Origin of the sequence: Pseudomonas sp. N040, assembly GCF_015637705.1 — a bacterium.
In the GTDB taxonomy this organism is placed as follows: domain Bacteria; phylum Pseudomonadota; class Gammaproteobacteria; order Pseudomonadales; family Pseudomonadaceae; genus Aquipseudomonas.
The window spans coordinates 160,654-186,339 of record NZ_JADOBE010000004.1; the positions used below are offsets into that span (position 1 = coordinate 160,654).

At 61.7% G+C, this 25,686-nt stretch carries 18 protein-coding genes; 10 read left to right on the forward strand and 8 right to left on the reverse strand.

Annotation, left to right across the window (positions count from 1 at the left end; genetic code table 11):
* Positions 1-53 precede the first annotated feature (53 nt).
* From ISX93_RS07845 to pilG, 7 genes are all read right to left on the reverse strand, one after another.
* A complete protein-coding gene (locus tag ISX93_RS07845) occupies positions 54-1,073 on the reverse strand; it encodes a chemotaxis protein CheB (protein WP_195778163.1) in 1,020 nt (339 codons plus the stop codon).
* Positions 1,066-8,280: an Hpt domain-containing protein gene (locus ISX93_RS07850; RefSeq protein WP_195778324.1), complete on the reverse strand. Its 7,215-nt coding sequence runs from the start codon at positions 8,278-8,280 to the stop codon at positions 1,066-1,068. The genes ISX93_RS07845 and ISX93_RS07850 overlap by 8 nt, the downstream gene beginning before the upstream one ends.
* 11 nt (positions 8,281-8,291) lie before the next feature.
* Positions 8,292-9,158: a CheR family methyltransferase gene (locus tag ISX93_RS07855; protein ID WP_195778325.1), complete on the reverse strand. Its 867-nt coding sequence runs from the start codon at positions 9,156-9,158 to the stop codon at positions 8,292-8,294.
* An 84-nt stretch (positions 9,159-9,242) separates the two neighbouring features.
* Positions 9,243-11,285, reverse strand: a complete 2,043-nt coding sequence (locus ISX93_RS07860) for a methyl-accepting chemotaxis protein (protein ID WP_195778164.1) — start codon at positions 11,283-11,285, stop codon at positions 9,243-9,245.
* Positions 11,286-11,368: 83 nt separating this feature from the next.
* A complete protein-coding gene (locus ISX93_RS07865; protein WP_195778165.1) occupies positions 11,369-11,905 on the reverse strand; it encodes a chemotaxis protein CheW in 537 nt (178 codons plus the stop codon).
* 53 nt (positions 11,906-11,958) lie between these two features.
* Positions 11,959-12,324, reverse strand: coding sequence for a twitching motility response regulator PilH (gene pilH, locus ISX93_RS07870; RefSeq protein WP_195778166.1), 366 nt, complete (start codon positions 12,322-12,324; stop codon positions 11,959-11,961).
* Between the two features lie 41 nt (positions 12,325-12,365).
* A complete protein-coding gene (gene pilG / locus ISX93_RS07875) occupies positions 12,366-12,773 on the reverse strand; it encodes a twitching motility response regulator PilG (RefSeq protein ID WP_195778167.1) in 408 nt (135 codons plus the stop codon).
* Positions 12,774-13,003: 230 nt separating this feature from the next.
* Here pilG and gshB point away from each other — a divergent pair, with 230 nt between their 5' ends.
* The 7 genes from gshB (at position 13,004) to ISX93_RS07910 (ending at position 18,871) form a co-directional block, all read left to right on the forward strand.
* Positions 13,004-13,957, forward strand: coding sequence for a glutathione synthase (gene gshB / locus ISX93_RS07880; protein ID WP_195778168.1), 954 nt, complete (start codon positions 13,004-13,006; stop codon positions 13,955-13,957).
* A gap of 111 nt (positions 13,958-14,068) precedes the next feature.
* Positions 14,069-14,962: an energy transducer TonB gene (locus ISX93_RS07885; RefSeq protein WP_195778169.1), complete on the forward strand. Its 894-nt coding sequence runs from the start codon at positions 14,069-14,071 to the stop codon at positions 14,960-14,962.
* 89 nt (positions 14,963-15,051) lie between these two features.
* Positions 15,052-15,621, forward strand: a complete 570-nt coding sequence (locus ISX93_RS07890) for a YqgE/AlgH family protein (protein WP_195778170.1) — start codon at positions 15,052-15,054, stop codon at positions 15,619-15,621.
* Positions 15,618-16,073 (forward strand): Holliday junction resolvase RuvX, encoded by a 456-nt coding sequence (ruvX, locus tag ISX93_RS07895; RefSeq protein WP_195778171.1) that lies wholly within the window; start codon positions 15,618-15,620, stop codon positions 16,071-16,073. Before ISX93_RS07890 ends, ruvX begins: the two co-directional genes overlap by 4 nt.
* Positions 16,070-16,579, forward strand: a complete 510-nt coding sequence (gene pyrR, locus ISX93_RS07900) for a bifunctional pyr operon transcriptional regulator/uracil phosphoribosyltransferase PyrR (RefSeq protein ID WP_195778172.1) — start codon at positions 16,070-16,072, stop codon at positions 16,577-16,579. The genes ruvX and pyrR overlap by 4 nt, the downstream gene beginning before the upstream one ends.
* Before the next feature lie 10 nt (positions 16,580-16,589).
* Positions 16,590-17,600 (forward strand): aspartate carbamoyltransferase catalytic subunit, encoded by a 1,011-nt coding sequence (locus ISX93_RS07905; protein WP_195778173.1) that lies wholly within the window; start codon positions 16,590-16,592, stop codon positions 17,598-17,600.
* Positions 17,600-18,871 (forward strand): dihydroorotase, encoded by a 1,272-nt coding sequence (locus ISX93_RS07910; RefSeq protein ID WP_195778174.1) that lies wholly within the window; start codon positions 17,600-17,602, stop codon positions 18,869-18,871. Before ISX93_RS07905 ends, ISX93_RS07910 begins: the two co-directional genes overlap by 1 nt.
* 51 nt (positions 18,872-18,922) lie before the next feature.
* On the opposite strand, the gene ISX93_RS07915 is transcribed toward ISX93_RS07910, so the two are convergent.
* The gene (locus ISX93_RS07915; protein ID WP_195778175.1) at positions 18,923-19,690 is read right to left on the reverse strand and encodes an FCD domain-containing protein; all 768 of its coding nucleotides are present in this window, start codon (positions 19,688-19,690) and stop codon (positions 18,923-18,925) included.
* A 269-nt stretch (positions 19,691-19,959) separates the two neighbouring features.
* On the opposite strand from ISX93_RS07915, the gene ISX93_RS07920 reads away from it, so the two are divergent.
* From ISX93_RS07920 to ISX93_RS07930, 3 genes are read left to right on the forward strand one after another with little or no spacing between them, the layout of a single operon-like run.
* Positions 19,960-21,648 (forward strand): lactate permease LctP family transporter, encoded by a 1,689-nt coding sequence (locus ISX93_RS07920; protein ID WP_195778176.1) that lies wholly within the window; start codon positions 19,960-19,962, stop codon positions 21,646-21,648.
* A gap of 10 nt (positions 21,649-21,658) precedes the next feature.
* Positions 21,659-22,813 carry an FMN-dependent L-lactate dehydrogenase LldD gene (gene lldD, locus ISX93_RS07925; RefSeq protein ID WP_195778177.1) on the forward strand — a complete coding sequence of 385 codons (1,155 nt, stop codon included), beginning with the start codon at positions 21,659-21,661 and terminating at the stop codon, positions 22,811-22,813.
* Between the two features lie 13 nt (positions 22,814-22,826).
* A complete protein-coding gene (locus ISX93_RS07930; protein WP_195778178.1) occupies positions 22,827-25,670 on the forward strand; it encodes an FAD-binding and (Fe-S)-binding domain-containing protein in 2,844 nt (947 codons plus the stop codon).
* Positions 25,671-25,686: the final 16 nt, after the last annotated feature.

Consider the following 25,686-nt stretch of genomic DNA (forward strand, 5'->3'; position numbering starts at 1 on the left):
CCGTAATAATACTGTGTGTTGTATGGCGACTATGCGGCTAACCGCGGGAGCCCTCAGGCGCACTGCTCTGCCAGATGATTGACCAGTGCCGCCGCCAGTTCCCGCGGGTCTGCGCTGTAGCTGCTGTAGCCACCTTCGCGCAGACTGTCGGGCATGCTCGGACAAGCACAGCTTTCTGCGCTCTGGGTCCAGATCAGGCCTCCCTGGCGCACCACATAGGCTGCCGCGGCGGTCCCATCGCTGCCCATGCCACTGAACGCGATCACGCCGCAGCGTCGGCCAAACTGCCGGCCAAGGTTGAGCATCATCTGGTCAATCGAAGGACTGTAGGGGTCGGGCCAGCCGCGACTGCTCATGCACATCAGGCCGTCATCGGCAAAACCAAGCTCATTGCTGGTCGGTGCGATCACCACCTCGCCACAGCGAACCGCCTCGGCTTGCCGAGCCACGTTCACATGCCACTGGCTATGCCGGCCAACGGCTTGCGGCAGCATGGCCTCGAAACCCGAATCGATGTGCTGGGCATAAATGAAGCCGATGGGCAGACCGCCGGGCAGGGCATCCAGAAATGCCTTGACCGCGGCCGGCCCCCCCAGCGAGGCGGCCAACAGCCACACCTGATCAGCCACCGCGCCAGCCTTGAGCGGGGTTTGGGCAAGCGCCTGGGGCAATTCAAGACGATTGGGGCGCTGGGTATCCTCCAGCAATGCATCCAAGCTCGGACCGACCGCCCTGGCCGGGTCTCCGACCAGTCGCTTGAGCTTGCCAAACAGGCGCCGCTCCCAGCGCGGATAGTTCTCCGAGTTTCGTTCCGGCGCACGCCCTTCGCCGAACAGCACCGGGGCCGTGGCCTGTTCGATCAGCTCGTCGATCAGCGGCGAATCCTCGACCTGGTCAAGGTCGACCAGCCACAAGTCGGTCTGGCAGTCCTGCAGCATCTCCGGTGCAAGACGCAGCGGATCACTGTTCAGCACCACCTGATAGCCATTGCTCACCAGTGCCTGCTGCAGAACATGGCGCTGCAGCGAGGTATCGGCGATGACGGCGATGCGTGCTGCAGTTTTCTCAGTCATGTTCCTTGACCAGCCGGTTGATGGTTTCGAGCAGCTGCGCCTCTTGGTACGGCTTGCCCAGATACTCGTTGACGCCAATCGCCAGGGCGCGCTGACGGTGTTTCTCACCCGTCCGCGAAGTGATCATGATGATTGGCAAATCCTTCAGACGCTCATCGTGGCGGACCAATGTCGCCACCTCGAAACCGTCCATGCGCGGCATTTCCACATCGAGCAGGATGATGTCCGGACGATGTTCCTGCAGCTGGGTCAGTGCGTCGATCCCGTCCTTGGCCGTCAAGGAGTTCATCCCGGCCCGCTCGAGCAGGCGAGTGGTTACCTTGCGCACCGTTACCGAATCGTCTACCACCATCACCAGCGTCGGCCTGGCCAGATCGGTTTCGGCCTGTAGCAGCATCTGGCCCTGCGTGCGCGGCAACAGCAGCTGGTGCTGGGTGTGCAGGCTGCGGATGGTTGCCAGCAGGTCGAGAATCACCACTACGCGACCGTCACCAAGGATTGTCGCGCCGGAAATCCCATGCACGGCGGCGAATTGCCGCCCCATGCTTTTCACCACGATTTCCCGCGAACCCGCCAGGCTGTCTACCTGAACAGCCATGGTATGTTCGTCCGAGCGCACCAGAATCACCGGCAACGGCAGGGTCTGCCCGACCAGTTTCGGTTGCTGGCCGTTGGCCAGCAGATCGCCCAGGTACTTGAGCTCGTAAGCCTGGCCGGCATATTCGAAACGGGGCGCTTCGGTTTTGCCCTCCTCGCGCTGGTACAGGGCTTCCAGCTCGAAAGGCGAAACGCGCACGATACCTTCAATGGTGTTCAGCGGGATGGCATACAGGTCTTCACCCGAAAGCACCATCAACGCGCGGTTGACCGATACGGTGAACGGCAAGCGGATCAGGAAGCGTGTGCCCTTGCCCTCCACGGACTCGATGCGCATGGAGCCACCGAGTTGCTTGACCTCGGAATAAACCACATCCATGCCCACGCCACGCCCGGAAATCTGCGTGACCTTCTCGGCGGTGGAGAACCCGGCCTCGAGGATGAACTGCAGAATCTCCTGATCGGACAGGTCCGAATCAGCGGCCATCATGCCGCGATCGATAGCCTTGCGGCGCACCGCTTCGAGCTTGATACCACCGCCATCATCGGCAAGGATCAGCAGGATTTCGCCACCTTCGCGGCCCAGGCTCAGGCTAATGGTGCCAACCTCAGGCTTGCCATTGGCAATCCTGGTCGCGGCAGGTTCGATGCCATGGTCGACGGCATTGCGCAGCATGTGCTCCAAGGGCGCAACTATGCGCTCGAGGACGGTACGATCCATCTCGCCTTCGGCGTTGCCGACGTTGAATTCGACCTGCTTACCGAGCTCCCCGGACACTTGCCGGACTATCCTGCGCAGGCGTGGTACCAGGCGGTCAAACGGAACCATGCGGGTTCGCATCAGACCTTCCTGCAATTCGGTATTGACGCGTGCCTGCTGCAGCAACAGGGTTTCCGCATCCCGGTTCTTCACCGCCAGGGTTTCTTTCAGATCAAGCAGGTCGGAGGCTGACTCGAACAAGGCGCGCGAGAGCTGCTGCAACTGCGAGTGGCGATCCATTTCCAGCAAGTCGAACTCTTCATAGCCCGAACGCTCGGTTTCCGATTGATAACGACTGAGGATCTGTGCCTGGGTTTCTGTGTCAAGCCGGCGCAACTGGTCGCGCACCCGCTCAATGGTGGCTTCCATTTCACCCAGCGTATAGCCGACATCACTCACCTGCTGCTCGACACGACCACGGAAAATGGAGGTCTCGCCGGCCAGGTTGACCAGCCCCTCGAGCAGCTCGGCAGGAACCTTGACCAGCTCCTGCGGAGCGCGGTTTGACTCGGCTTCTTGCGCCGCTTTGGCCGCGCGCTGGACGAACGGTAATACTCGCGCCTGCTTGGCAGTGGGCGCAGAACGGTGGCTGACCGCGATGATCGGCTGATCAAACTTTACGCTGCGGCTCGAATGCAGCTCAGTCACTGCTGGGGACTGGCCAGATGTGCTTTCCGCACCCTGAGTGACCGTTTCGCGCAGGCGCTCCAACTCAGCCTGCAGGCTGGAAAATGCGGCTTGCACGTCTGCCAGTTGAGGCTCTGCCCAAGGCGTACCCTGCTGCTGAATTTCGCTCAGATACTGTTCAAGATCTTGCGCCAGATCTCCCAGGCGAGGCTGAACGGCCAGCCGCGCACCGCCCTTGAGGGTAGTCAGCGTACGGCGCAACTCATCGAGCTGGGTAGTGTCGTCGGGCACTGCACCCCAACGGCCAATTGCTAGCGCCATGGCCTCCATCAGGCCATCCGCCTCCTCCAGGAATATCTTGAGGATATCCGTGTCGGTGTCGGTGTTCACGGGTACCGCTGCTGGCGCGGAAGGCACTGGCTCCAGCGCCTGGACATGCACACTGGGCGGGATGCTCTGCTGCGCCTGTGGGTCTGCACGCAGGCGCTTGATGGCGTCGATCAACGCATCGCCATCCGGCATCACGTGCCGGTTGCGAACGGCGTCGAGCATTTCCGCCAAGCAGTCGTGACAGCGCTGCAAGAGGGCAAACAGCTCAGGTCCAGGCCTCAGGTTGCCCGCGCCAAGTCCTTCATAAAGAAACTCAAGCTCGTGCGCCAGGTCACCGACCTGGCGAATCTCTGCCATCCGCGCCCCGCCCTTGAGGGTATGCAGATCTCGCTGCAGAGACTCCAGTTCAAGGCTGTTATTTACATTGGCAATCCAGTTGTGCAGCGATGCGGCAGCGCTGTCTACGATCTCGAAGCCTTCCTCGAGGAAGATTTCTACCAGCTCGGGATCGGCCATCTCTGCCGCATCAAGGTACTCATCAAGCTGCGGCGCATCCGGCAGGACATCTGCAGGAAGCGGTAGCAAGTCGATCACTTCTGTTGCCGGGGAGAGTTCTCCGGTCTGCACTTCGACTGCCGCCATGGACGCGGACTCATCCTGCGCAGGGCTAGCCGTCATCAGCTCCGAATCAGCCTGCCGGGCCTCTAATGCAGCGCTCTCGTGATCAGCGGAAAACTCCGACTGCTGCCCCTTCGTAGCGGACCCGGTGCCCCGACAAAAATTCGACAGCGCGATAATCAGTTCGGCAGGATTGCCCAGTGACTGCCCACCCTGCATTTGCTCAATCAACACAGCCAGCAAATCGTGGCCCTGATGCAACAGGCCCTCCAGCTCGGCAGACGGCCTGTAGCGACCGTCAACCAGACCCTCGTAAAGGGTTTCCAACTCATGCGCCAGATCCCCTACCGGACGTACTCGGGCCATTCTGGCCCCGCCCTTGAGGGTATGCAGATCTCGCAACAGGGCGGCCAGTGCTTGCGTGTTGGCCGTGTCACCAAGCCATTTTTCCAGCGAGTGACTTGAGCTTTCGACCAGCTCTATGGCCTCTTCCAGGAAAATCTCAACCATGTCCTCGTCGAGTTCTTCCAGATCATCCGCGGCAATAGAAGCTGCAGGCTCCTGGTAAACCGCTTGATGTGGCGGTGACGGTGCAGGGCTGAATTCCGCTTCCGGCTCGACCAGCTCAGCGGATGAAGCATCGAAGAAGTCGATAACATCCGTCATTTCAACACTTTCCGCTGCCTGCAGACTCAGCGGTTGGTCATCCGGCAACTGCGAGGTCAGCGCATCCAACGCCTCAACCTGCTCATTCCGCGGCGTTACTTCGAGTCCCGCAGCTACCTGATCCATCATGCTGATCAGCGCTTCATGTGCGGCTTCCACCTGGTCGAAGAATCCCGTGCTGACCGGGAGGCGTCCGCTCTGGACTGCGGCATAACAGCCCAGCAGAGACTGACAAAGCGCGTCAATTTGCGACAACTCAGCCATTTGCGCGCCGCGCCCCAGCGTATTCAGCTCATCCAGCAATGCCGTAAGTTCCTGCTGCTCAGCGGGATGGTTGCGCCAACGCTTAAGCAATCCTTCTGCATCCAGCAGAATGTCCATGCCCTGGGCCAGGAATATGCTGATAAGTTGTGGATCCCGCGTAAGCCCCTCCTCTTCCAGCAGGCTAGCCTCTGCCGCCAGCCTTTCCTCCTGAAGAAGCTGGATACGCTGAATAAACTCACTGGAGCCCGTAACGGGCAGCGTCGGGGTGCTGTCCAACTGCGCCAGGCCACGCCGAAGAAGGTCGGTTGCCTGCAGCAGCAGCTCGGTTTCCGCGAGATCAAAATCAAGCTGGTGGGCTTTGTATTCCTTGGCCAGCTTCTCCAGTGGCGCGGCAATTTCCGCGATGGACTGGATGCCCGCCATGTACGCGCTGCCCTTGAGTGTATGCAACGCTCGCTGCAAGTCATCCGTCACAGGCTGTGGCAGTTCGTTTGCGCAATCCTGAAGAAACGCATGCAGCGTCTCCAGGTGCGTATCTGCTTCGTTGCGGAAAATCTCCAGCAACTGTGCGTCGAGCCGCTCGCCTTGAGCATGTTCAGCTTCAGGCTCCGTCAGCGCAATTTGCTCGAACTCAGCTTCGGCCCGGGTTTCAGGCTCGGGCACGGCAAGCTTAAGGCCTTTTGCCAGTGCGTGCGCCCGGGCAGCCAATTGATCCACGTCTGCTCTTTGGCGTTGCTGCTTGGCAGCAAACTCTTCCACCAGCTCGGGGAGCAAGGCAACCACATCCGTGATGACTTGTTGCACATCGAGATCAGCCTCGATGCTGCGATCCAGCACTCGATTGAGCAGGTTCTCGATCGACCAGGAGAGCTCACCAATGATCAGCGCACGAACCATTCGGCCGCTGCCCTTAAGGGTATGGAAAGCCCGACGAACTTCACTCAGGGCTGACTTGTCTGCAGTATCTGCAAACCATTTCGGCAAATATTCAGCAATGGTCTCGAGAACCTCGCCGGCTTCCTCGATAAAAACCTCTAGCAAATCTTCGTCCAGCGGCTCTTCATCAGACGGTGGTGGCAACAAGCTTTGCGGGACATCTTGAGCCGGCGGGTTGATCGCCGCTACCGGAGTTGCCATGACATCCGCGACCGACAATGTCGGTTCAGCCATTTTCTCGGGCGCTATTTCAGCCACTGTTGACAGTGCCACATCCGACAACCCTGCCTCGGCAATCTCGTTACCGGCCGATTGCGTCAGCGAAGGCTCAAGCTCTCCAGCAGAAAGCTCTTCCAGATCACCTGCTTCCAATGGCTGCAGATAATCGGCAGGCAGTACTGCGTCGGCTCCTGAGTCGGCCCAAGCCTCAACCTCCAGCTCCTCGTCAGCCCAAGATGCCTCCATCACTGGCAGCTCGGCTGCCTCCTCGGGCTGTTCGGCCTGGATGTCGGTTATTTCCATCTGTGCGCCAGATAGCTCCGCGCCCTCATCCAACGAATCGCCTGGCCAGGCCAGCTCATCGGGCAGGGAAAGACTAAGGTCTTGTGTAGCTCCGTCATCCTCCGCAGGCGCCACGGCAAGAACATCAATTTCCTGCAGAGGGTCGATGGCGGACAAGAACGGGCTAGCGGCCGGCTCAGGCAACTGCTCCGGCAAAGATTTGTCTTTGAGCGAATACCCCAGCGCTTCCAGGCTGTCTTCAGCCACATCCAGAATCTGCTCGCCCTGATCGGTCCGGTCTTCAGATATCCGCTCAAGGTAATACTCGAGGCCCGTTATGGCGTCCGCCAGGGTATCCAGGCTCTGCCAGTTAGGTACCATTTTGCGGAACAGCAGTTGCTCCTGAATATACTGTGTAGCCACACCCAGCAACGCGGCGGCGCGGGGCAAGGGGATCATGGCCAGGCCGCCGCGCACCTGCGAAAGCAGGTTAGGAACCCGTTCAAGATGCTGATGATCCCATTGTGAAGCTATGAATTCGACGATCGCGTCCTTGGCCTGTTCGAGACCGTTGCGCGCCTCCTTGATCACCACCTGGTGGATTTGCGACACGTCTGTCGTTGGCATAAGGCTTTCTTCGCCTCGCGCAACATCAGCAGGGCCAGCCATCCCGGCCAGTGTCGCCTCGACATAAAGCAACGCGCCAGCAATGTCCATCAGCAGGGCATCAGTGGGCTGCTGCTCACCCAGAGACATCTCCTTGAGCAGATCCAACTGATCGAGAATCACCTTGCGCGGCTGGCCAAATCCGAGCACTGCAAGGGTGTCGCCAATTTGCTTGAGCGGTGCCAGTAGCGCCTCAAGCTCGGCAATCCTACTGCGGTCGCTCCGCACAAAAAGGTCAAGACTGTCCTTAACCCGAACGAGTTCTTCACAAAGTGCCGCGACAACCGAGCGCATCGCGTCACGATCCGGCCCACCCAACCGGGCCCGCTCATCAGCAACCAGGCCCTGATCAGGCAGCGCTTCATTCAACCTGAACAGCTCTACCAACTGCTTGATGCGTGGCGACTGCGCGCCGGACTTGGCAATGTAAAACAACAAATTCTTGACCAGCACATCAGGGGCCGCCTGGTTAATCCCCAGGCTACCCTGTTCAATCAGGCGCTTGAGCTCCCTGTCGACCTGACGTAACAAGCTGCGTACCGAAGCGCCATTGGCTATGCTGCCGTTGGCCAGACCCTCGGTCAGTCCGGCGGCTATCTGCCACAACTGCCCTAAGGGAGCGCCTTGGCACAGACTTTCAAGCCGCGCAAAAACGCGGGCCATGTAGCCAAGATTGGCCGGCAAGTCCTGTCCGCGAACAACGCCAACCAGAGCCTGCTGCTGAATTTGTCGCAGCTTTCGCAACAGTACCGGAAACTCAGCTCCGTGCCTGTTTGCCAATGCATCGGCTGGCAAGCTGGGTGGACGAGAAGACAAATCAGGCGAAAACAGACTGGTTTCGGAAAGCAGCGTTTCTCCTCGCGCCGCGCGCAAGTCATTGAGCAGCGGCAGGACAATCATCGGCAAGTCGCGCCGCGCCTCCTGTACACGCTCCAGATACGCTGGCATCTGCAGGACTGCCTGCATCATTACCTCAAGCGCTTCATTCTGGTTGCTGACGCGCCCATCAATCATCGCCTGGGAAAGTTTTTCCATTTCTTCAGCGAGCAGGGCCGCACCAAAGAATTCGACCATCTGCAAGGTGCCATGCACCTGATGGACGTATGTGAGGCAGAAACGCAAACGCGTCAGATCCTGCGGATTTTCTACGTAAGCCTCAAGCGCCTGGCGCGCCTGCTTCAGGGTTTCGGAAATCTCGCCTTTGACCCATTCCAGGGCGACATAGTCGTGCCAATCACCCATAACGACTCCGCTCATACATTCTTCCGGATAAATGCCAAAACCCGCTCGTCAGCCACCGGCAGCATGTCCGGATGTTGCCAACCAACTACTTCACCCACCCCAACCACCAGCAACCCTCCCGGCACCAGGCGCTCCGCCAGGCGATTAAGGATTTCGCGGCGACGCCAGCGACGGAAATAGATAAGCAAGTTCTGACAAAATATGACGTCCATGCCGAAAAATGGCGCTTTCGCCAGCTCCAGCACATTGAGCCTGGCGCAACATACTCGCGACGCCAGTGCCGGTATAACTTTGAAATGCCCATCAGCAAGACGCTCGAAATAACGCTCGCCAAACTCAATATCCAGCTGCTCCAACTTACGCGCGCCATAGACACCTTCGCGTGCTTTGCTCAAGGCGCTAAGGCTGATATCGGTACCGGTCACACCAAACAGTTCAGGCTGCTCCAGGCGGCGCAAGATCTCCGCAGCACTGATCGCCAAGGAGTACGGTTCCTCACCTGTAGAGCAACCCACACTCCAGAGCTCCAGTGGCTGCTTGAGCGCTGAACCCGACAGCCGCTGGCACAGGTAACTATCGAGAGCATCAAATGACGCGCGGTGGCGAAAGAACCGTGTTTCTTGAACGGTCAGGCGGTCAAGCAAAGCTGACCACTCGACAGCCCCCTTCAGCCCGTCTGTCACATAACGGTAATAGCTACAGTAGTCCTGGAAGCCCAGTTCACGCATCCGCGAACTTAGGCTGGTCTGCAAAAAGGCCCGTCTCTGCTCGCTAACCACAAGTCCGGTACGATCTTCCAGCAACACCTGCCACTCATGAAACTCCTGGGCGGACATATCAATCACAGGCCTCAGAGCCCAGGCTCCACTCGACCGCATGCCGTGTTCCCCGCCGACGCTCATGGTTGGGCCTCTCAAACAAGGCCCCTGCATCTGGAGCCACTGCTATATGGTTGTTTGAGCCTAACCAGCTGATTCCGGCAAGTTAAAGCCGGAAACGGAACCGCGCATTTCATTAGCCATCTTCGCCAGGGTACCGATGCTGTTTGCTGTCACGGTAGTACCGGCAGAGGTCTGCGAAGTAATTTCCTGGATGACGTTCATCGTGTTGGAAATATGCCCAGCAGAGGACGCCTGTTGCCGCGCAGCGTTGGAAATGTTCTGGATCAATGCCGCAAGGGCCTTGGATACCTTTTCAATTTCCTCCAGGGAAACCCCGGCATCTTGGGCCAAACGCGCACCTCGAACCACTTCGGAGGTCGTTTGCTCCATCGAAATTACCGCTTCGTTGGTGTCAGTCTGAATGGTTTTAACCAGCGCTTCGATCTGCTTGGTCGCGGCGGATGAACGCTCTGCAAGGCGCTGAACTTCGTCCGCAACCACGGCGAAGCCGCGACCCGCGTCACCGGCCATGGATGCCTGAATTGCCGCGTTAAGTGCCAGGATGTTGGTCTGGTCAGCAATATCGTTAATCAGGCTGACGATGTCACCGATCTCCTGCGACGACTCACCGAGACGCTTGATCCGCTTCGAGGTGTCCTGGATCTGCTCCCGGATGTTGTCCATGCCGGTGATGGTGTTATGCACCACCTCGTTGCCCTTGTTGGCGATGGCTACGGAGCGCTCTGCTACCGCGGAGGATTCCGCGGCGTTTGCCGATACCTGGTCAATCGAAACCGCCATTTCATTGATCGCTGCAGATGCCCCGGCAATTTCCTGCGCCTGGTGCTCCGACGCTTCCGCAAGGTGCATAGCAGTAGCCTGGGTTTCTTGGGCTGCCGCCGATACCTGAACCGCTGTCAGGTTGATGGTTTCTACAAGGTCGCGCAGCTGCGCAATGGAGAAATTGATCGAGTCAGCAATTGCACCGGTGAAGTCCTCTGTCACCGTGGCGTTCACCGTAAGGTCACCGTCCGCAAGGTCGGCAATTTCATCCAGCAAACGCATAATTGCCGCCTGGTTCCGCTCGTTTTTCTCAGCCGTATCGGCCAGACGCCGATTGGTCGCGCGCACCATTACAAAGCCGATGAGAATAATCGACCCAAGTGCGAGGGCGCCAAGGACATAGCCCAAGAGTGTATTGAAATACCGGCTGTCTGCGAGATTTTCGAACCCGGTGCCAAGAGTAGAAGCCTTGGCCAGCATACTTTGCGAAACAGTGAAAATCGTGTCGGCAGACTCCCGAACCTGAAACAGTTCGGGCGAGGTTTCAAGAATCTGGTCAACCGAGCCTGTAACAAACTGGAAAAGCTCGGAAATTTCCGCCAGCCGATCCTGCGCTTCCTTATCGGTTACCTGCGTGACTTCCATGGCTTCATTGCCATTTTGCATCGCGTCCAGAACGCGGCCGAACAAACTTGCGTCGCGACCGAACATGTCGGACGCCTGAACCGAGTTGTCGTCGCCCGCCAGCACCTGGTTTACCGAACCCAGGATTCGTTCGGCGAGCAGCGCCTGGCGCTGGGCAACCGAAACCTGATTGGCCGGCGCGCCACTGGACAAGAGGATCTCATTGACCTCCTCGTATTCGATCTGCAACTGCGGGATCGTATCTTCAAGAGTCGCAGCCAGCTCATGCAGGGATGTAACGGTTTTTTCCGCGGCCAGAATACCGTCCGCATTTTGCCGCATGATGTCCCAGTCGGCCTGAACGGCAGCCATTTCGGCCTGCATCTGTTCGGGTGCGGGTGGCAAACCGATGGAGTCGTCGCCTTTCAGCAACAAATTCCAGCCCTTATCGAAATCATCGCGGGCCTGCTTGAGCACTCCGAAGGCATCCGCCTTTCCGGTCGCCGCTTCAGTGGCCGCCTTGGATATCTGCTGGGACAGCACGCGAAGCTCACCTGCCTGCGACAGGTAGACCTTATCGAAGCCTGCCTGCTGTCCGAGGTAGAAGAAGTTGGCAAACAGCAGCACGATGGACACGATCAGGATTATGAATAATCCCGTGATCAACGTGTTGCTGCGCAAACCCGCAAGAAGATTACCTGCATCGAGTTTTTTCATTATCTGGCCCCCACCCGGACCTTCAACTTTAGGTTTTCCATGCAACGCCAAAAGGCCGGCATAGCCGACCCAACCGAAAAATCTTAAACCGCCACTTCGATAAATTCCTGATGCTGCGCCAAGGCATGGGGACTGAAAACCAGCCAGGCCTGTTCGCGCTGGAAGACTCCATGAATGAAGGGCTGGATCTTGGCCTCGAGCGGAGGTAACTGCTCCGAGAAGGCGTCCACGGGAAAGTGCTGCATGCCGAAAACCTCATCGACAGTAAGCCCAGCAAATATCTCGTGATGATCCACCACCAACAGGCGGCGCTGCTTGCGCAACGGAGACAGCTCGTTACCAAAGAAGGCGCACAAATCCATCACTGGCAGCAGGCGCCCGCGGACATTGGCCACTCCCTTGACCCAAGACTTTACCCCCGGCAGCAGGGTGAAGCGCGGCTCATGCAAAACCTCGCTGACTTCCCCCATGGGCGCAACAAATCGTCGCTCACCCATGCGGAAGCCAATGCCACTCCAGGTTTGCTGCATTTCCTGCTGGGACGGCAACCCTGCCGCGCATGCGCGACAATGCTGATCGATTCCAAGGAGGATCTGAAAGGGTGTCTGCAGGTCCGACATGCGGCCTTAACCTTCTTTTATTTTAGTTTTTAGTCGCAGACTGGGGGCGCTATTCAGCCAGCCAGAACCGCGTTCAAGGTTTTCATCAGCGTCGCCTCATCAATCGGCTTGGTCAGATAGTCGCGTGCGCCCTGACGCTTGCCCCAGACCCGGTCAGTTTCCTGATCCTTGGTCGTAACGATGATAACCGGAATATGGCTTGTCTCTGCATCCTTGCTCAGCTGACGGGTGGCCTGAAAACCATTCAAACCAGGCATGACGATATCCATCAGTACCGCATCCGGCTTTTCCTGGCGCGCCAAGGCGACGCCATCAGCGCCATTTTCCGCCTTGAGTACCTGATGCCCGTTCTTTTCGAGTATGGAGGTTAACTTGTAAACCTCGGTAGGCGAGTCATCAACAATAAGAATACGAGCCATGGAACTCCCCATTAGTTAGATTGGCTGGCCTGAGCCAGGATTCAGGACACCTGTTCCACAGGAACAAAATCGGGAACATGAGCCTTGATTGCACCGAGCAGCTCTTCTTTGCTGAACGGCTTGGTAAGGTACTGATCGGAGCCCACGATACGGCCCTTGGCCTTGTCGAACAAACCATCCTTGGAGGACAGCATGATCACCGGCGTGGACTTGAAAGCACTGTTGTTTTTGATCAGCGCACAGGTCTGATAGCCATCGAGACGAGGCATCATGATATCGACAAAAATGATTCTGGGATGGCTGTCGGCAATTTTTGCCAGCGCATCGAAACCGTCTATTGCGGTTATAACATCGCAGCCAACTTTTTTGAGCAGAGTTTCAGCAGTGCGACGAATCGTTTTCGAATCGTCGATCACCATGACCCTCAAACCTTCGGAATGCTGTTCCATGTCCGCCCTTCCATCGCCTCGGTGATTCATTATTGTGTTTTACATCATTGCGCCGAGACCCGCTACCGATTGGGCAAACCCATCGTCCGGTCTTTTTAACACAGTCTCCAAGCGCAATCTAGCAACCTGAACACGTGGCTGACTTGACCAACCCTCCTCGGCACGCCAACCTCCGCAAACAATTCAAGACCGCAACAAGCGCCCGTCATCACTCACTCAGGAGAGCCCCCATGAGCATTAGCCTGGGGATCGTCATGGATCCCATAGCCGCGATTTCCTTCAAGAAGGACAGCTCGCTGGCCATGCTGCTGGCCGCCAAGTCTCTCGGCTGGTCGTTGTTCTACATGGAGCAGCAGGACCTGTACCAGAAAGCCGGTGAAGCCCGCGGCAAAATGCGCCCGCTCAAGGTGTTCCATGACCCCAAGCACTGGTTTGAGCTGGATCAGGAACTGGATCTGCCGCTGTCGAGCCTGAACGTGATCCTGATGCGCAAGGATCCACCCTTCGACAACGAGTTCGTTTACACCACCTATCTGCTGGAGCAGGCCGAACGCGCCGGGGTCCTGATCGTAAACCGGCCGCAAAGCCTGCGTGACTGCAACGAAAAGTTCTTTGCCACGCAATTTCCGCAGTGCACCCCGCCGACCATGGTCAGTCGGCGCGTCGACATCTTGCGCGAGTTTGCCGAAGAGCAGCGTGACGTCATTCTCAAACCACTGGATGGAATGGGCGGTGCCTCGATCTTCCATCACCGCCATGGCGACCCGAATCTTTCGGTCATCCTGGAAACCCTGACCGACCATGGTGCCCGCCAGATCATGGCGCAAGGCTATCTGCCGGCGATCAAGGATGGCGACAAGCGCATCCTGATGATCGACGGCGAACCCGTGCCCTACTGCCTGGCGCGCATTCCGGCGCACGGCGAAACGCGTGGCAACCTGGCCGCCGGTGGTCGCGGCGAGGCACGGCCGCTGAGTCCTCGCGACTTCGAGATTGCCGAACTGATAGGCCCGGAGCTGCGCGCACGCGGCCTGCTGTTTGTCGGCCTTGATGTGATTGGCGAGCACCTGACCGAAATCAATGTGACCAGCCCAACCTGCATCCGCGAAATTGATGCGGCTTTCGATACCAGGATCGCCGAGCGGCTGATGCAGGTCATCGCCGAAAAGCTGGCAAACCGCTGACGTAGACTCACAGGCATGCGCAGCAGCGCATGTGCATGCCTGTGATAGGGTTCGTGGACATTTAAGCGCCTGCTCGGCAGACTGCCGGCAATTCAGCAAAAACCACTCGCCATGCCCCCTGAATCAGTCCCGTCAAAATTGCCAACCAGTGGCGTCCGCCCGGCGGACCGCCTGGGTTTCACCTTGTTCCTGGCGGCCGTACTGCACCTGACCCTGATTCTGGGTGTCACCTTCAGCTTCAGTACCCCCGGGCAAGTCAGCAAAAGTCTGGAAATCACCCTGGCCAGCTTCAAAAGCGACAAGGCGCCCGAGAAGGCCGACTTTCTTGCCCAGGAAAACCAGCAGGGCAGCGGCAGCCTCGAGCACAAGGCGGCCCCGAAGACTACGCAGCAGGCGCTCTTTCAGGACCAGCAAGTGCGCAAGGTGACCCCGCCCAGCGCTCCACCACCGGCGCAGACCGCGATCAGCCAGAAGACCGTGGTCGCTACCCGCACGCCGAAGCCGGAGAAAACCCCGACCGAGCAGAAGCACAAGCAACCCGCCAAACCACTGCAGCAAACCGCTGCCTTCGATAGCTCCGAGCTGTCGAACGCCATTGCCAGCCTTGAGGCCGAACTGGCGCAAGACGTCCAGCGCTACGCCAAGCGTCCGAAAATCCAGCGCCTGAATGCTGCCTCGACCATGCGCGACAAGGGCGCCTGGTATAAAGACGAGTGGCGCAAGAAGGTCGAACGCGTCGGCAATCTCAACTACCCGCCCGAGGCCCGGCAGAACCGCATCTATGGCAGCCTGCGCCTGCTGGTCTCGATCAATCGCGACGGCACCCTGTATGAAGTCCAGATTCTCGAGTCCTCCGGACAGCCGATACTCGACCAGGCCGCGCTGCGCATCGTGCGCCTGGCCGCGCCCTACAGCCCCTTCACCGGCGACCTGAACGAGTTTGATCGGCTGGAAATCATCCGCACCTGGCGCTTTGACCGCGGCGACCGCCTGTCCAGCCAATAACCACAGGCCGACAGTGACGCACATCGGCGGCAGCGGCTCGCTGCAAGCCGGCGCTTGCGGCTGGCGGCGCAACCTCCGAAACTAGGCCCATGAAGACACTTGCGCCCAGCTACCTGAAGCACCACCTGCTGATTGCCATGCCGCAGATGGACGATCCGAACTTTGCCCAGTCGGTGGTTTACCTGGTTGATCACAGTGATCAGGGCGCCATGGGCCTGGTCATCAACCAGCCAAGCGGCCTGAACCTGGCCGACGTGCTCGAGCAGTTGCGTCCAGACGGCATTCCGGCAGAACACTGCAAGCGCCTGCAGATCATGACCGGCGGCCCGGTACAGACCGACCGCGGGTTTGTCCTGCATCCGGCGGGGTACAACTTCCAGGCCACCCTCGACCTCGGCGAACTGGGCCTGTCCACTTCCCAGGATGCGCTGTTCGCGATCGCCGACCACAAAGGCCCCGCCAAGCACCTGATTGCGCTCGGCTACGCTGGCTGGGGCGCGGGGCAACTGGAGAGCGAGCTGGCTGACAACGCTTGGCTCAGCTGCCCGGCGGATCCGGCCATCCTCTTCGACCTTCCGCCTGAACAGCGCCTGCAGGCCGCCGCCCGGCGCCTGGGGGTAAACCTCGGCCTGCTGACCCGGCAGGCGGGCCACGCATGACTGCCCCCTCCCTCGCCAAGCCCCTGCGCCTGCTGCTCGGCTTTGATTACGGCAGCAAACAGATCGGTGTTGCCGTTGGCCAGGTGATTACCGGCCAGGCCCGCGAACTCTGCGTGCTCAAGGCGCAGAATGGGGTGCCCGACTGGCAAAAAGTTGAAGCCCTGATGCGCGAATGGCAGCCCGATGCACTCATCGTCGGCCTGCCGCTGAACATGGACGGCAGCCCCAGTGACATGAGCGCGCGCGCGGAGAAGTTCTCCCGCCAGCTGCATGGGCGCTTCCAGCTGCCGGTACACACCCACGATGAACGGCTGACCACTTACGCGGCCAAGGGCGAACAAATAGCCCGCGGTCAACGCAGCAACAGCTACCGGGACAACCCGGTCGATGCACTGGCCGCCGCCCTGCTGCTGGAAGGCTGGCTGAGCGCACACAGCGAGGAAACACCATGACGTTACCCAGCCCGGCCGAACTACTGCCGACCATGGCCCGTGAACTGCGCGACCACCTGCGCGCCCGCGGCATTCAGGATCCCTGTTTCATCGGCATCCGCAGCGGCGGGGTGTGGGTAGCCCAGGCCTTGCTGGATGCCCTTGGCCGCGATGACTCGCTGGGCACGCTGGATGTGTCCTTCTATCGCGACGACTTCAGCCAGACTGGCCTGCACCCGCAGGTGCGCCCCTCGGCCCTGCCGTTCGAGATCGAAGGACAGCATCTGGTGCTGATTGACGACGTGCTGATGAGCGGCCGCACCATCCGCGCCGCGCTCAACGAGCTGTTCGATTACGGCCGGCCGGCCAGCGTCACCCTGGTTTGCCTGCTCGACCTGAATGCCCGCGAATTGCCGATCCGCCCGGATGTGGTCGGTGCCACACTGTCGCTGCCGCCCGGCGAACGGATAAAATTGCTCGGCCCGAACCCGCTCCGTCTTGAGCACAAGACCCTCGCCACCCACTGAGAAGACCGCGATGACGCCAATTGCCAGCCAGCGCCCGCTGCAACTCAACGACCAGGGCCAGCTTCGCCACTTTCTGTCCCTCGACGGCCTGCCGCGCGAACTGCTCACGGAGATCCTCGACACCGCCGACTCCTTTCTCGAAGTCGGCGCCCGGGCGGTGAAGAAGGTTCCGCTGCTGCGCGGCAAGACCGTGTGCAACGTGTTCTTCGAAAATTCCACGCGCACCCGCACCACCTTCGAACTGGCCGCGCAGCGCCTGTCGGCTGACGTAATCACGCTGAACGTCTCCACCTCGTCGACCAGCAAGGGCGAGACCCTGTTCGACACCCTGCGCAACCTCGAGGCCATGGCCGCCGATATGTTCGTGGTGCGGCATGCCGACTCCGGCGCCGCCCACTTCATCGCCGAGCATGTCTGCCCCGAGGTCGCCATCATCAATGGCGGCGACGGCCGTCACGCCCACCCGACCCAGGGCATGCTCGACATGCTGACCATCCGCCGCCACAAGGGCGACTTCAGCCAGCTGTCGGTAGCCATCGTCGGCGACATCCTGCATTCGCGGGTAGCCCGCTCCAACATGCTGGCGCTGCAGACCCTTGGCTGTCCGGATATCCGCGTGATCGCGCCGAAGACCCTGCTGCCAGTGGGCATCGAGCAATACGGCGTGCGCGTGTTCACCGACCTGGCCGCAGGCCTGAAGGACGTCGACGTGGTGATCATGCTGCGCCTGCAGAAGGAACGCATGGCTGGTGGCCTGCTGCCCAGCGAGGGCGAGTTCTACCGGCTCTACGGCCTGACCGAGCAACGCCTGAAACTGGCCCGGACGGACGCCATCGTCATGCACCCGGGGCCGATCAATCGCGGCGTGGAGATCGAGTCGGCGGTTGCCGATGGCCCGCAGTCGGTGATCCTCAACCAGGTCACTTACGGCATTGCCATCCGCATGGCGGTAATGTCGATGGCCATGAGCGGGCAGAACGCCCAGCGTCAACTCAAGCCAGCAGCCGGGGAGCCCAACTGATGCGTACACAGATCCTCGGAGCACGGGTGATCGACCCGGCCAGCGGCCTTGATCAGGTTCGCGACATTTACCTGGACGCCGGCAAGCTGGTGACCTTCGACCAGCCGCCTGCCGGCTTCAATGCCGATCACAGCATCGACGCCCAGGGCCTGATCGCCGCACCCGGGCTGGTCGACCTCAGCGTCGCCCTGCGCGAGCCGGGCTACAGCCGCAAGGGCAGCATCGCCAGCGAAACCCTGGCCGCCGCCGCCGGCGGCGTCACCAGCCTGTGCTGCCCGCCACAGACCCGCCCGGTGCTGGATACGCCGGCGGTGACCGAACTGATCATCGATCGGGCCCGCGAAGCCGGACATACCAAGGTCTACCCGGTTGGCGCGCTGAGCAAGGGACTGGCCGGAGAGCAGCTTGCAGAGCTGGTTGCCCTGCGCGATGCCGGCTGCGTGGCGTTCGGCAACGGCCTGGCGAACTTCGCCAACAACCGCGTGCTGTGCCGCGCGCTGGAATATGCCGCAACCTTCAATCTGACCGTGATTTTCCACTCACAGGATGCCGATCTGGCGACCGGTGGCCTGGCCCATGAAGGCCCGACCGCAAGCTTTCTCGGCCTCAGCGGAATTCCCGAGACCGCCGAGACCGTGGCCCTGTCACGCAACCTGCTGCTGGTCGAGCAGAGTGGCGTGCGCGCTCACTTCAGTCAGCTGAGCAGCGCCCGCGGCGCCGAAATGATCGCGGCCGCCCAGGCCCGTGGCCTGCCGGTCAGCGCCGACGTGGCGCTGTACCAGCTGCTGCTCACCGATGACGCCCTGCGCGGGTTCTCCAGCCTGTATCACGTGCAGCCGCCGCTGCGCACGCGCAAGGATCGCGACGGTCTGCGCGAAGCCGTGCGGAGCGGCGTGATCCAGGCCATTGCCAGCCACCACCAGCCACACGAAGCCGACGCCAAGCTGGCCCCCTTCGGCGCCACTGAGCCAGGCATCAGCAGCGTCGAACTGCTGTTGCCGCAGGCCTTGCGCCTGGTCGAAGAAGGCCTGCTGGATCTGCCGACCCTGCTCGCCCGCCTGAGCAGCGGCCCGGCCAGCGCCTTGCGCCTGCCCGCCGGGCGCCTGGCGCCAGGGGCACCCGCCGATATTGTCCTGTTCGATGCCAAGGGCCACACGCTGGCCGGCGAGCACTGGTATTCGAAGGGTCGCAACTGCCCGTTCCTCGGGGAACGACTGCCCGGCCGGGTGCGCTATACCCTGGTCGATGGCCGTATCAGCTACCGCAGCTGACCCCGGCCAGACCGGCACGAAACGGTTCGCGGCCGCGCGCCGGCCAGCCCCTCAGCTGCCCTGGCGACGCTGCGCGCGCGCCATGCGGCGGGCTTCTTCGCCACCTTCGATCAACACTTCCTGCACATAGTCGATGTGCTCCTGCGAACAGGTTCGGGCATCCTCGGCGCGTCCGGCACTGATCGCCTCGTAGAGTGCGCGGTGCTGCTCGCGCAAGCGCTCGCGGGTCTCGCTGCGCTGCAGATAGAGACCGCCAATGTTGGTGACGACATTGTGTTTGAGCAGCTCGAACAAGCCACGAATGGTATGCAGCAACACCGCATTGTGACTGGCCTCGGCGATAGCCAGATGAAAGCGCGCATCGGCGGCACCCTCCTCGGCTCGGCTGATCTGGCTGTCCGCCGCATAACACGCCTGCAGCGCGTCATAGGCTTCGCGCAGGCGCTGCAGGTCAGGCGCGGTGGCGCGCAGGGCCGCGTAATAGGCGCAAGAGCCTTCGAGCGTATGGCGGAACTCCAGCAGATCACGCTGCGCGCTGGGGTTGCTTTCGAGCAGATGCAGTAACGGGTCACTGAAGGTCGAGCCAACTTCCGCCGCTACATAATTGCCACCGCCCTGGCGACTCACCAGCAAGCCTTTGGCCGCCAGCTTCTGAATTGCCTCGCGCAATGACGGCCGTGACACGCCGAAGCGCTCAGCCAGCACCCGCTCAGCCGGCAAGCGCTCACCCGCCTTCAGGCTGCCCTCAAGGATCAGCGCTTCCAGTTGCACAACAATGTCATCCGACAGACGGCGCTGCTGCACCAAGCCCACTTCCATCAACAATCTCCTACTGGTTTGACCAGTTAAACAGCTCTGCAACAACGCCTGCATGCAAGCCTAACTGGCACCTGCAGAGCCAGGCAACACAAGGCTCTTATACCAAAGTAGTAGTGCAGAAAATTGACAGCCTGAAATTCCACTCTTACCCTGACACGGTGCATTTGTAAATTGGTATTACCAATTAACCGCCGTACAGGATCACCCGACCGCTGCGCATGCGGAACCTGATCAGCCGGCAGACCAAACCCCATCAGGAAGCCATTACCATGCAAACCTGGCAGCAGCTCTACACTCCGCTCGGCGGCCTGGGACTCTCCGCACTGGTCGCGTTGATCCCCATCGTTTTCTTCTTCCTCGCCCTGGCGGTGTTCCGCCTCAAGGGCCACGTCGCCGGCGCTATCACCCTGGCGCTGTCGCTCGGCGTGGCCATCCTCGCCTTCGACATGCCGGCCGACATGGCCTTTGCGGCAGCCGGCTACGGCTTTGCCTATGGCTTGTGGCCGATCGCCTGGATCATCGTGGCGGCAGTCTTTCTGTACAAATTGACAGTGAAGAGTGGTCAGTTCGAGGTGATCCGCAGCTCGGTGCTGTCAATCACCGACGACCAGCGCCTGCAGGTGCTGCTGATCGGCTTCGCCTTCGGCGCCTTTCTCGAAGGCGCCGCCGGTTTCGGTGCGCCGGTGGCGATCACCGCGGCCCTGCTGGTCGGCCTCGGCTTCAACCCGTTGTACGCCGCCGGCCTGTGCCTGATCGCCAACACCGCGCCGGTAGCCTTCGGTGCGCTCGGCATTCCGATCACCGTGGCCGGCCAGGTGACCGGCATCGATCCGTTCAAGATCGGCGCCATGACCGGCCGCCAACTGCCGTTCCTGTCGGTGCTGGTACCGTTCTGGCTGGTGGCGATGATGGATGGCTGGCGCGGCATCCGGGAAACCTGGCCCGCCGCACTGGTGGCCGGCGCCTCGTTTGCCGTGACCCAGTACTTCACTTCCAATTTCATCGGCCCGGAACTGCCGGACATCACCTCGGCGCTGGTCAGCCTGATCTCGCTGACCCTGTTCCTCAAGGTCTGGCAGCCGGCCCGCGCAGCCAAGCTCGCGGTTGCCGGCGTTAGTGGTGAAGTCAGCGCCTTTGCCGGTGGTTTCGGCGGTGCGCGCAGTACCCTGCCGTCGCCGTACAGCTTCGGCGAGATCCTCAAGGCCTGGTCGCCATTCCTGATCCTCACCGTGCTGGTGACCATCTGGACACTGAAACCGTTCAAGGCACTGTTTGCCGCCGGCGGCGCGATGTACGCCAGCGTCTTCAACTTCGCCATTCCGCATCTCGATCAACTGGTGATCAAGAGCGCGCCGATCGTCGCCAGCGCCACGGCGATGCCGGCGGTGTTCAAGCTCGACCCGATCTCGGCCACCGGTACGGCGATCTTCTTCTCCGCGCTGATTTCCATGCTGGTGCTGAAGATCAGCGCGAAAACCGGCCTGAGCACCTTCCGGGAAACCCTGGTCGAGCTGAAATGGCCGATCCTGTCGATCGGCATGGTGCTGGCCTTCGCCTTCGTCACCAACTTCTCCGGCATGTCCTCGACGCTGGCGCTGGTGCTGGCCGGAACCGGCGTGCTGTTCCCGTTTTTCTCCCCGTTCCTCGGCTGGCTGGGAGTATTCCTCACCGGCTCGGATACCTCATCCAACGCCCTGTTCAGCTCGCTGCAGGCGACCACCGCGCACCAGATCGGGGTCAACGACACCCTGCTGGTGGCGGCCAACACCAGTGGCGGTGTGACCGGCAAGATGATCTCGCCGCAATCCATCGCCGTGGCCTGCGCCGCCACCGGCATGGTCGGCAAGGAATCCGATCTGTTCCGCTTCACCCTCAAGCACAGCCTGATCTTCGCCGCCTTCGTTGGCCTGATCACCCTGCTGCAGGCCTATGTGTTCACTGGCATGCTCGTACACTGAGGGAACTCCCATGATCATTTCCGCCTCCACCGACTACCGCGAAGCCGCCCGGCGCAAGCTGCCGCCGTTCCTGTTCCACTACATCGACGGCGGCGCCTATGCCGAGCACACGCTGCGGCGCAACATCAGCGACCTGGCCGACATCGCCCTGCGCCAACGCGTACTGAAGAACATGGCCGAGCTGAGCCTGGAAACCCGCCTGTTCAACGAGACCCTGGCGATGCCGGTGGCGCTGGCGCCGGTCGGCCTGACCGGCATGTACGCCCGCCGCGGCGAAGTGCAGGCCGCCCAGGCCGCAGCAGGCAAGGGCATTCCCTTCACCCTGTCCACCGTCTCGGTGTGCCCGATCGAGGAAGTCGCGCCAAGCATCGACCGGCCAATGTGGTTCCAGCTCTATGTGCTGAAGGACCGCGGCTTCATGCGCAACGCCCTGGAGCGCGCCAGGGCCGCCGGCGTCACCACCCTGGTGTTTACCGTCGACATGCCGGTGCCCGGCGCGCGCTACCGCGACGCCCATTCCGGCATGAGCGGGCCGCACGCGCCACTGCGGCGCATGCTGCAGGCCATGACCCACCCGCGCTGGGCCTGGGATGTCGGCCTGCTCGGCAAGCCCCATGACCTGGGCAATATCTCCACCTATCGCGGCAACCCGACCGGGCTGGCCGACTACATCGGCTGGCTGGGGGAAAATTTCGACCCGTCGATTTCCTGGAAGGACCTGCAGTGGATCCGCGACTTCTGGGACGGGCCGATGCTGATCAAGGGCATTCTCGACCCGGACGACGCCCGTGACGCGGTGAAGTTCGGCGCCGACGGCATCGTCGTGTCCAACCACGGCGGTCGCCAGCTGGATGGCGTGCTGTCCAGCGCCCGTGCCTTGCCGGCGATTGCCGATGCGGTGAAGGGCGAGATCAAGATCCTCGCCGACTCCGGCATCCGCACCGGCCTCGACGTGGTGCGCATGCTCGCCCTCGGCGCCGATGCGGTGCTGCTCGGCCGCGCCTTCGTCTACGCCCTGGCCGCCGCCGGCGGTGCCGGGGTGAGCAATCTGCTGGAGCTGATCGACAAGGAAATGCGCGTGGCCATGACCCTCACCGGTGCCCGCTCGATCAGCGAGATCAGTGCCGATTCGCTGGTGCGTGAGCTCAAACACGCCGCGCAATAACTCCGGAGCACCCATGAGCCTGCCCACCGCCTTCCTCGACGCCGCCGCCCGCCTGATTCCCCAAGAGCGGCGCTTCGACGACCCGCTGTCGACCCTGGCCTTCGGCACCGATGCCAGTTTCTACCGGCTGATCCCACAGCTGGTGATCCGCGTCGAGAGCGAGCGGGAAGTGGTCGAACTGCTCAAACTGGCCGGCGTTCACCGCGTGCCGGTGACCTTCCGCGCCGCCGGCACCAGCCTGTCCGGGCAGGCGATTTCCGACTCGGTGCTGCTGATGCTGGGCGACCACTGGAACGGCCGCGAGGTGCGCAACGACGGCGCGCAGATTCGTCTGCAACCGGGGGTGATCGGCGCCAGCGCCAACGCCGTGCTGGCACCGTATCAGCGCAAGATCGGCCCCGACCCGGCCTCGATTGCGGCGGCCAGGATCGGCGGCATCGTCGCCAACAACTCAAGCGGCATGTGTTGTGGCACCGCGCAGAACAGCTACCACACCCTCGCCGGCCTGCGCCTGGTGCTGGCCGACGGCACGCTGGTGGATACCGAAGATCCGGCCAGCGTGGCCAGCTTCCAGCACAGCCACGCCGACCTGCTGCAGCAACTCGCCGAACTGGGCCGGCAGACCCGTGGCAACAGCGAGCTGGCGGCGAAGATTCGGCACAAGTACCGGCTGAAGAACACCACCGGACTGTCGCTGAATGCGCTGGTCGATTTCGATGAGCCGCTGGATATCCTCAGCCACCTGATGGTCGGCTCCGAGGGCACACTGGGGTTTATCAGCGCGGTGACCTACCACACCGTGCCCGAGCACCCGCACAAGGCCAGTGCCCTGCTGGTGTTCCCCGACGTGGAAAGCTGCTGCCGCGCGGTGCCGCTGCTGAAACTGCAGCCGGTGTCGGCGGTGGAGCTGCTCGACCGCCGCAGCCTGCGCTCGGTGCAGGACAAACCGGGCATGCCGGTGTGGGTGCGCGCGCTGTCGGGCGGTGCCTGCGCGCTGCTGATCGAATCGCGCGCGGCCAGCGCCAGCCTGCTGGACGAGCAGGTCGACGCCATCATGGCCGCCATCGCGCATTTCCCGCTGGAAAAGCAGGTCGACTTCAGTACCGATCCGGCCGTCTACAACCTGCTGTGGAAGATCCGCAAGGACACCTTCCCCGCCGTCGGCGCGGTGCGTGCGACCGGCACCACAGTGATCATCGAGGACGTCACCTTCCCGCTCGAGGTGCTGGCCGAGGGCGTCAACCGTCTGCTCGAACTGCTCGACAAGCACGGCTACAGCGAAGCGATCATTTTCGGCCACGCGCTGGAAGGCAACCTGCACTTTGTCTTCACCCAGGGCTTCGATGACCCGGCGCAGGTCGCGCGTTACCAGGCCTTTATGGGCGAGGTGGCGCAGCTGGTGGCGGTGGAGTTCGGCGGCGCACTGAAGGCTGAGCACGGCACCGGACGCAACATGGCGCCATTCGTCGAACTGGAATGGGGCAGCGAGGCCTACCAGCTGATGTGGGCGATCAAGCGCCTGCTCGACCCGCTGGGCATCCTCAACCCGGACGTAATCCTCAGCGAAGACCGCGAGCTGCACCTGAAAAATCTGAAGCCGCTGCCGGCCGCTGACGCGCTCGTCGACAAGTGCATCGAGTGCGGCTTCTGCGAACCGGTCTGCCCGTCACGCGGCCTGACCCTCAGCCCGCGCCAGCGCATCGTCATCTGGCGCGATATCCAGGCGAAGAAACGCGCCGGCATCGACACCGCCGAGCTGGAGGCCGCTTACCAGCACCACGGCCTCGACACCTGCGCCGCCACCGGCCTGTGCGCGCAGCGCTGCCCGGTGGGGATCAACACCGGCGATCTGGTACGCCAGCTGCGCGGCGAGCAGGCCAGGCACCGCGGCAGCGCAACCTGGCTGGCCGGGCATTTCGCCACGGCGCTGCAGGGCGCACGCCTTGGCTTGCTGGCCGCCGACACGGCGCGGCGCCTGCTCGGTGCTCCGCGTCTGGCCCGCTGGGCCGCCGGCCTGCACCGGCAGCTCGGCACGCCATTGTGGACAGCGGCCATGCCACAGCCGGTGCAGGCGCTGAAGTGGGTGGCCGCGCCGCCCAGCGAACGTCCGCGGGTGGTCTACCTGCCGGCCTGCGTGTCACGGGCGATGGGGCCGGCGTTCAGTGACAGCGAACAAAGCACACTGCTCGACAAGACCCGCGCCCTGCTGGAAAAAGCCGGCTTCGCGGTGATCTTCCCTGACGGTCTCGACCAGCTCTGCTGCGGCCAGCCGTTCACCTCCAAGGGCTATGCCAGCCAGGGCGACAACAAGCGCGACGAGCTGCTGGCCACCCTGCTCAGAGCCAGTCGCAATGGCCAGGACCCCATCTACTGCGATACCAGCCCCTGCACCCTGCGGCTGGTGCAGGGCAATGCCGACAGTCGCCTGCGCCTGTACGACCCGGTGAAATTTATCCGCGAACACCTGCTCGACAAGCTGGAGATCACCCCGCAGGAGGCGCCGGTGGCAGTGCATGTCACCTGCAGCACCCAGCACCTGGGCGAGGCCGAAGGGCTGATCGAGATCGCCCGGCGCTGCGCAAAACAGGTGGTCATCCCCGAAGGCATTCACTGCTGCGGCTTCGCCGGCGACAAGGGCTTCACCACCCCCGAGCTGAATGCCCATGCGCTGCGCTCGCTGAAGGACGCCGTGCAGGTCTGCGCCGAAGGCGTGTCGACCAGCCGCACCTGCGAGATCGGCCTGTCCCAGCACAGCGGCATCGACTACCACTCGCTGGTCTACCTGCTCGACCGGGTCAGCCGGCCGAAAGGGCGCACTGCAGACCTTTGGGCAGAAAATCCAGGCGCCACAGACTGATCACCTACACTGACAA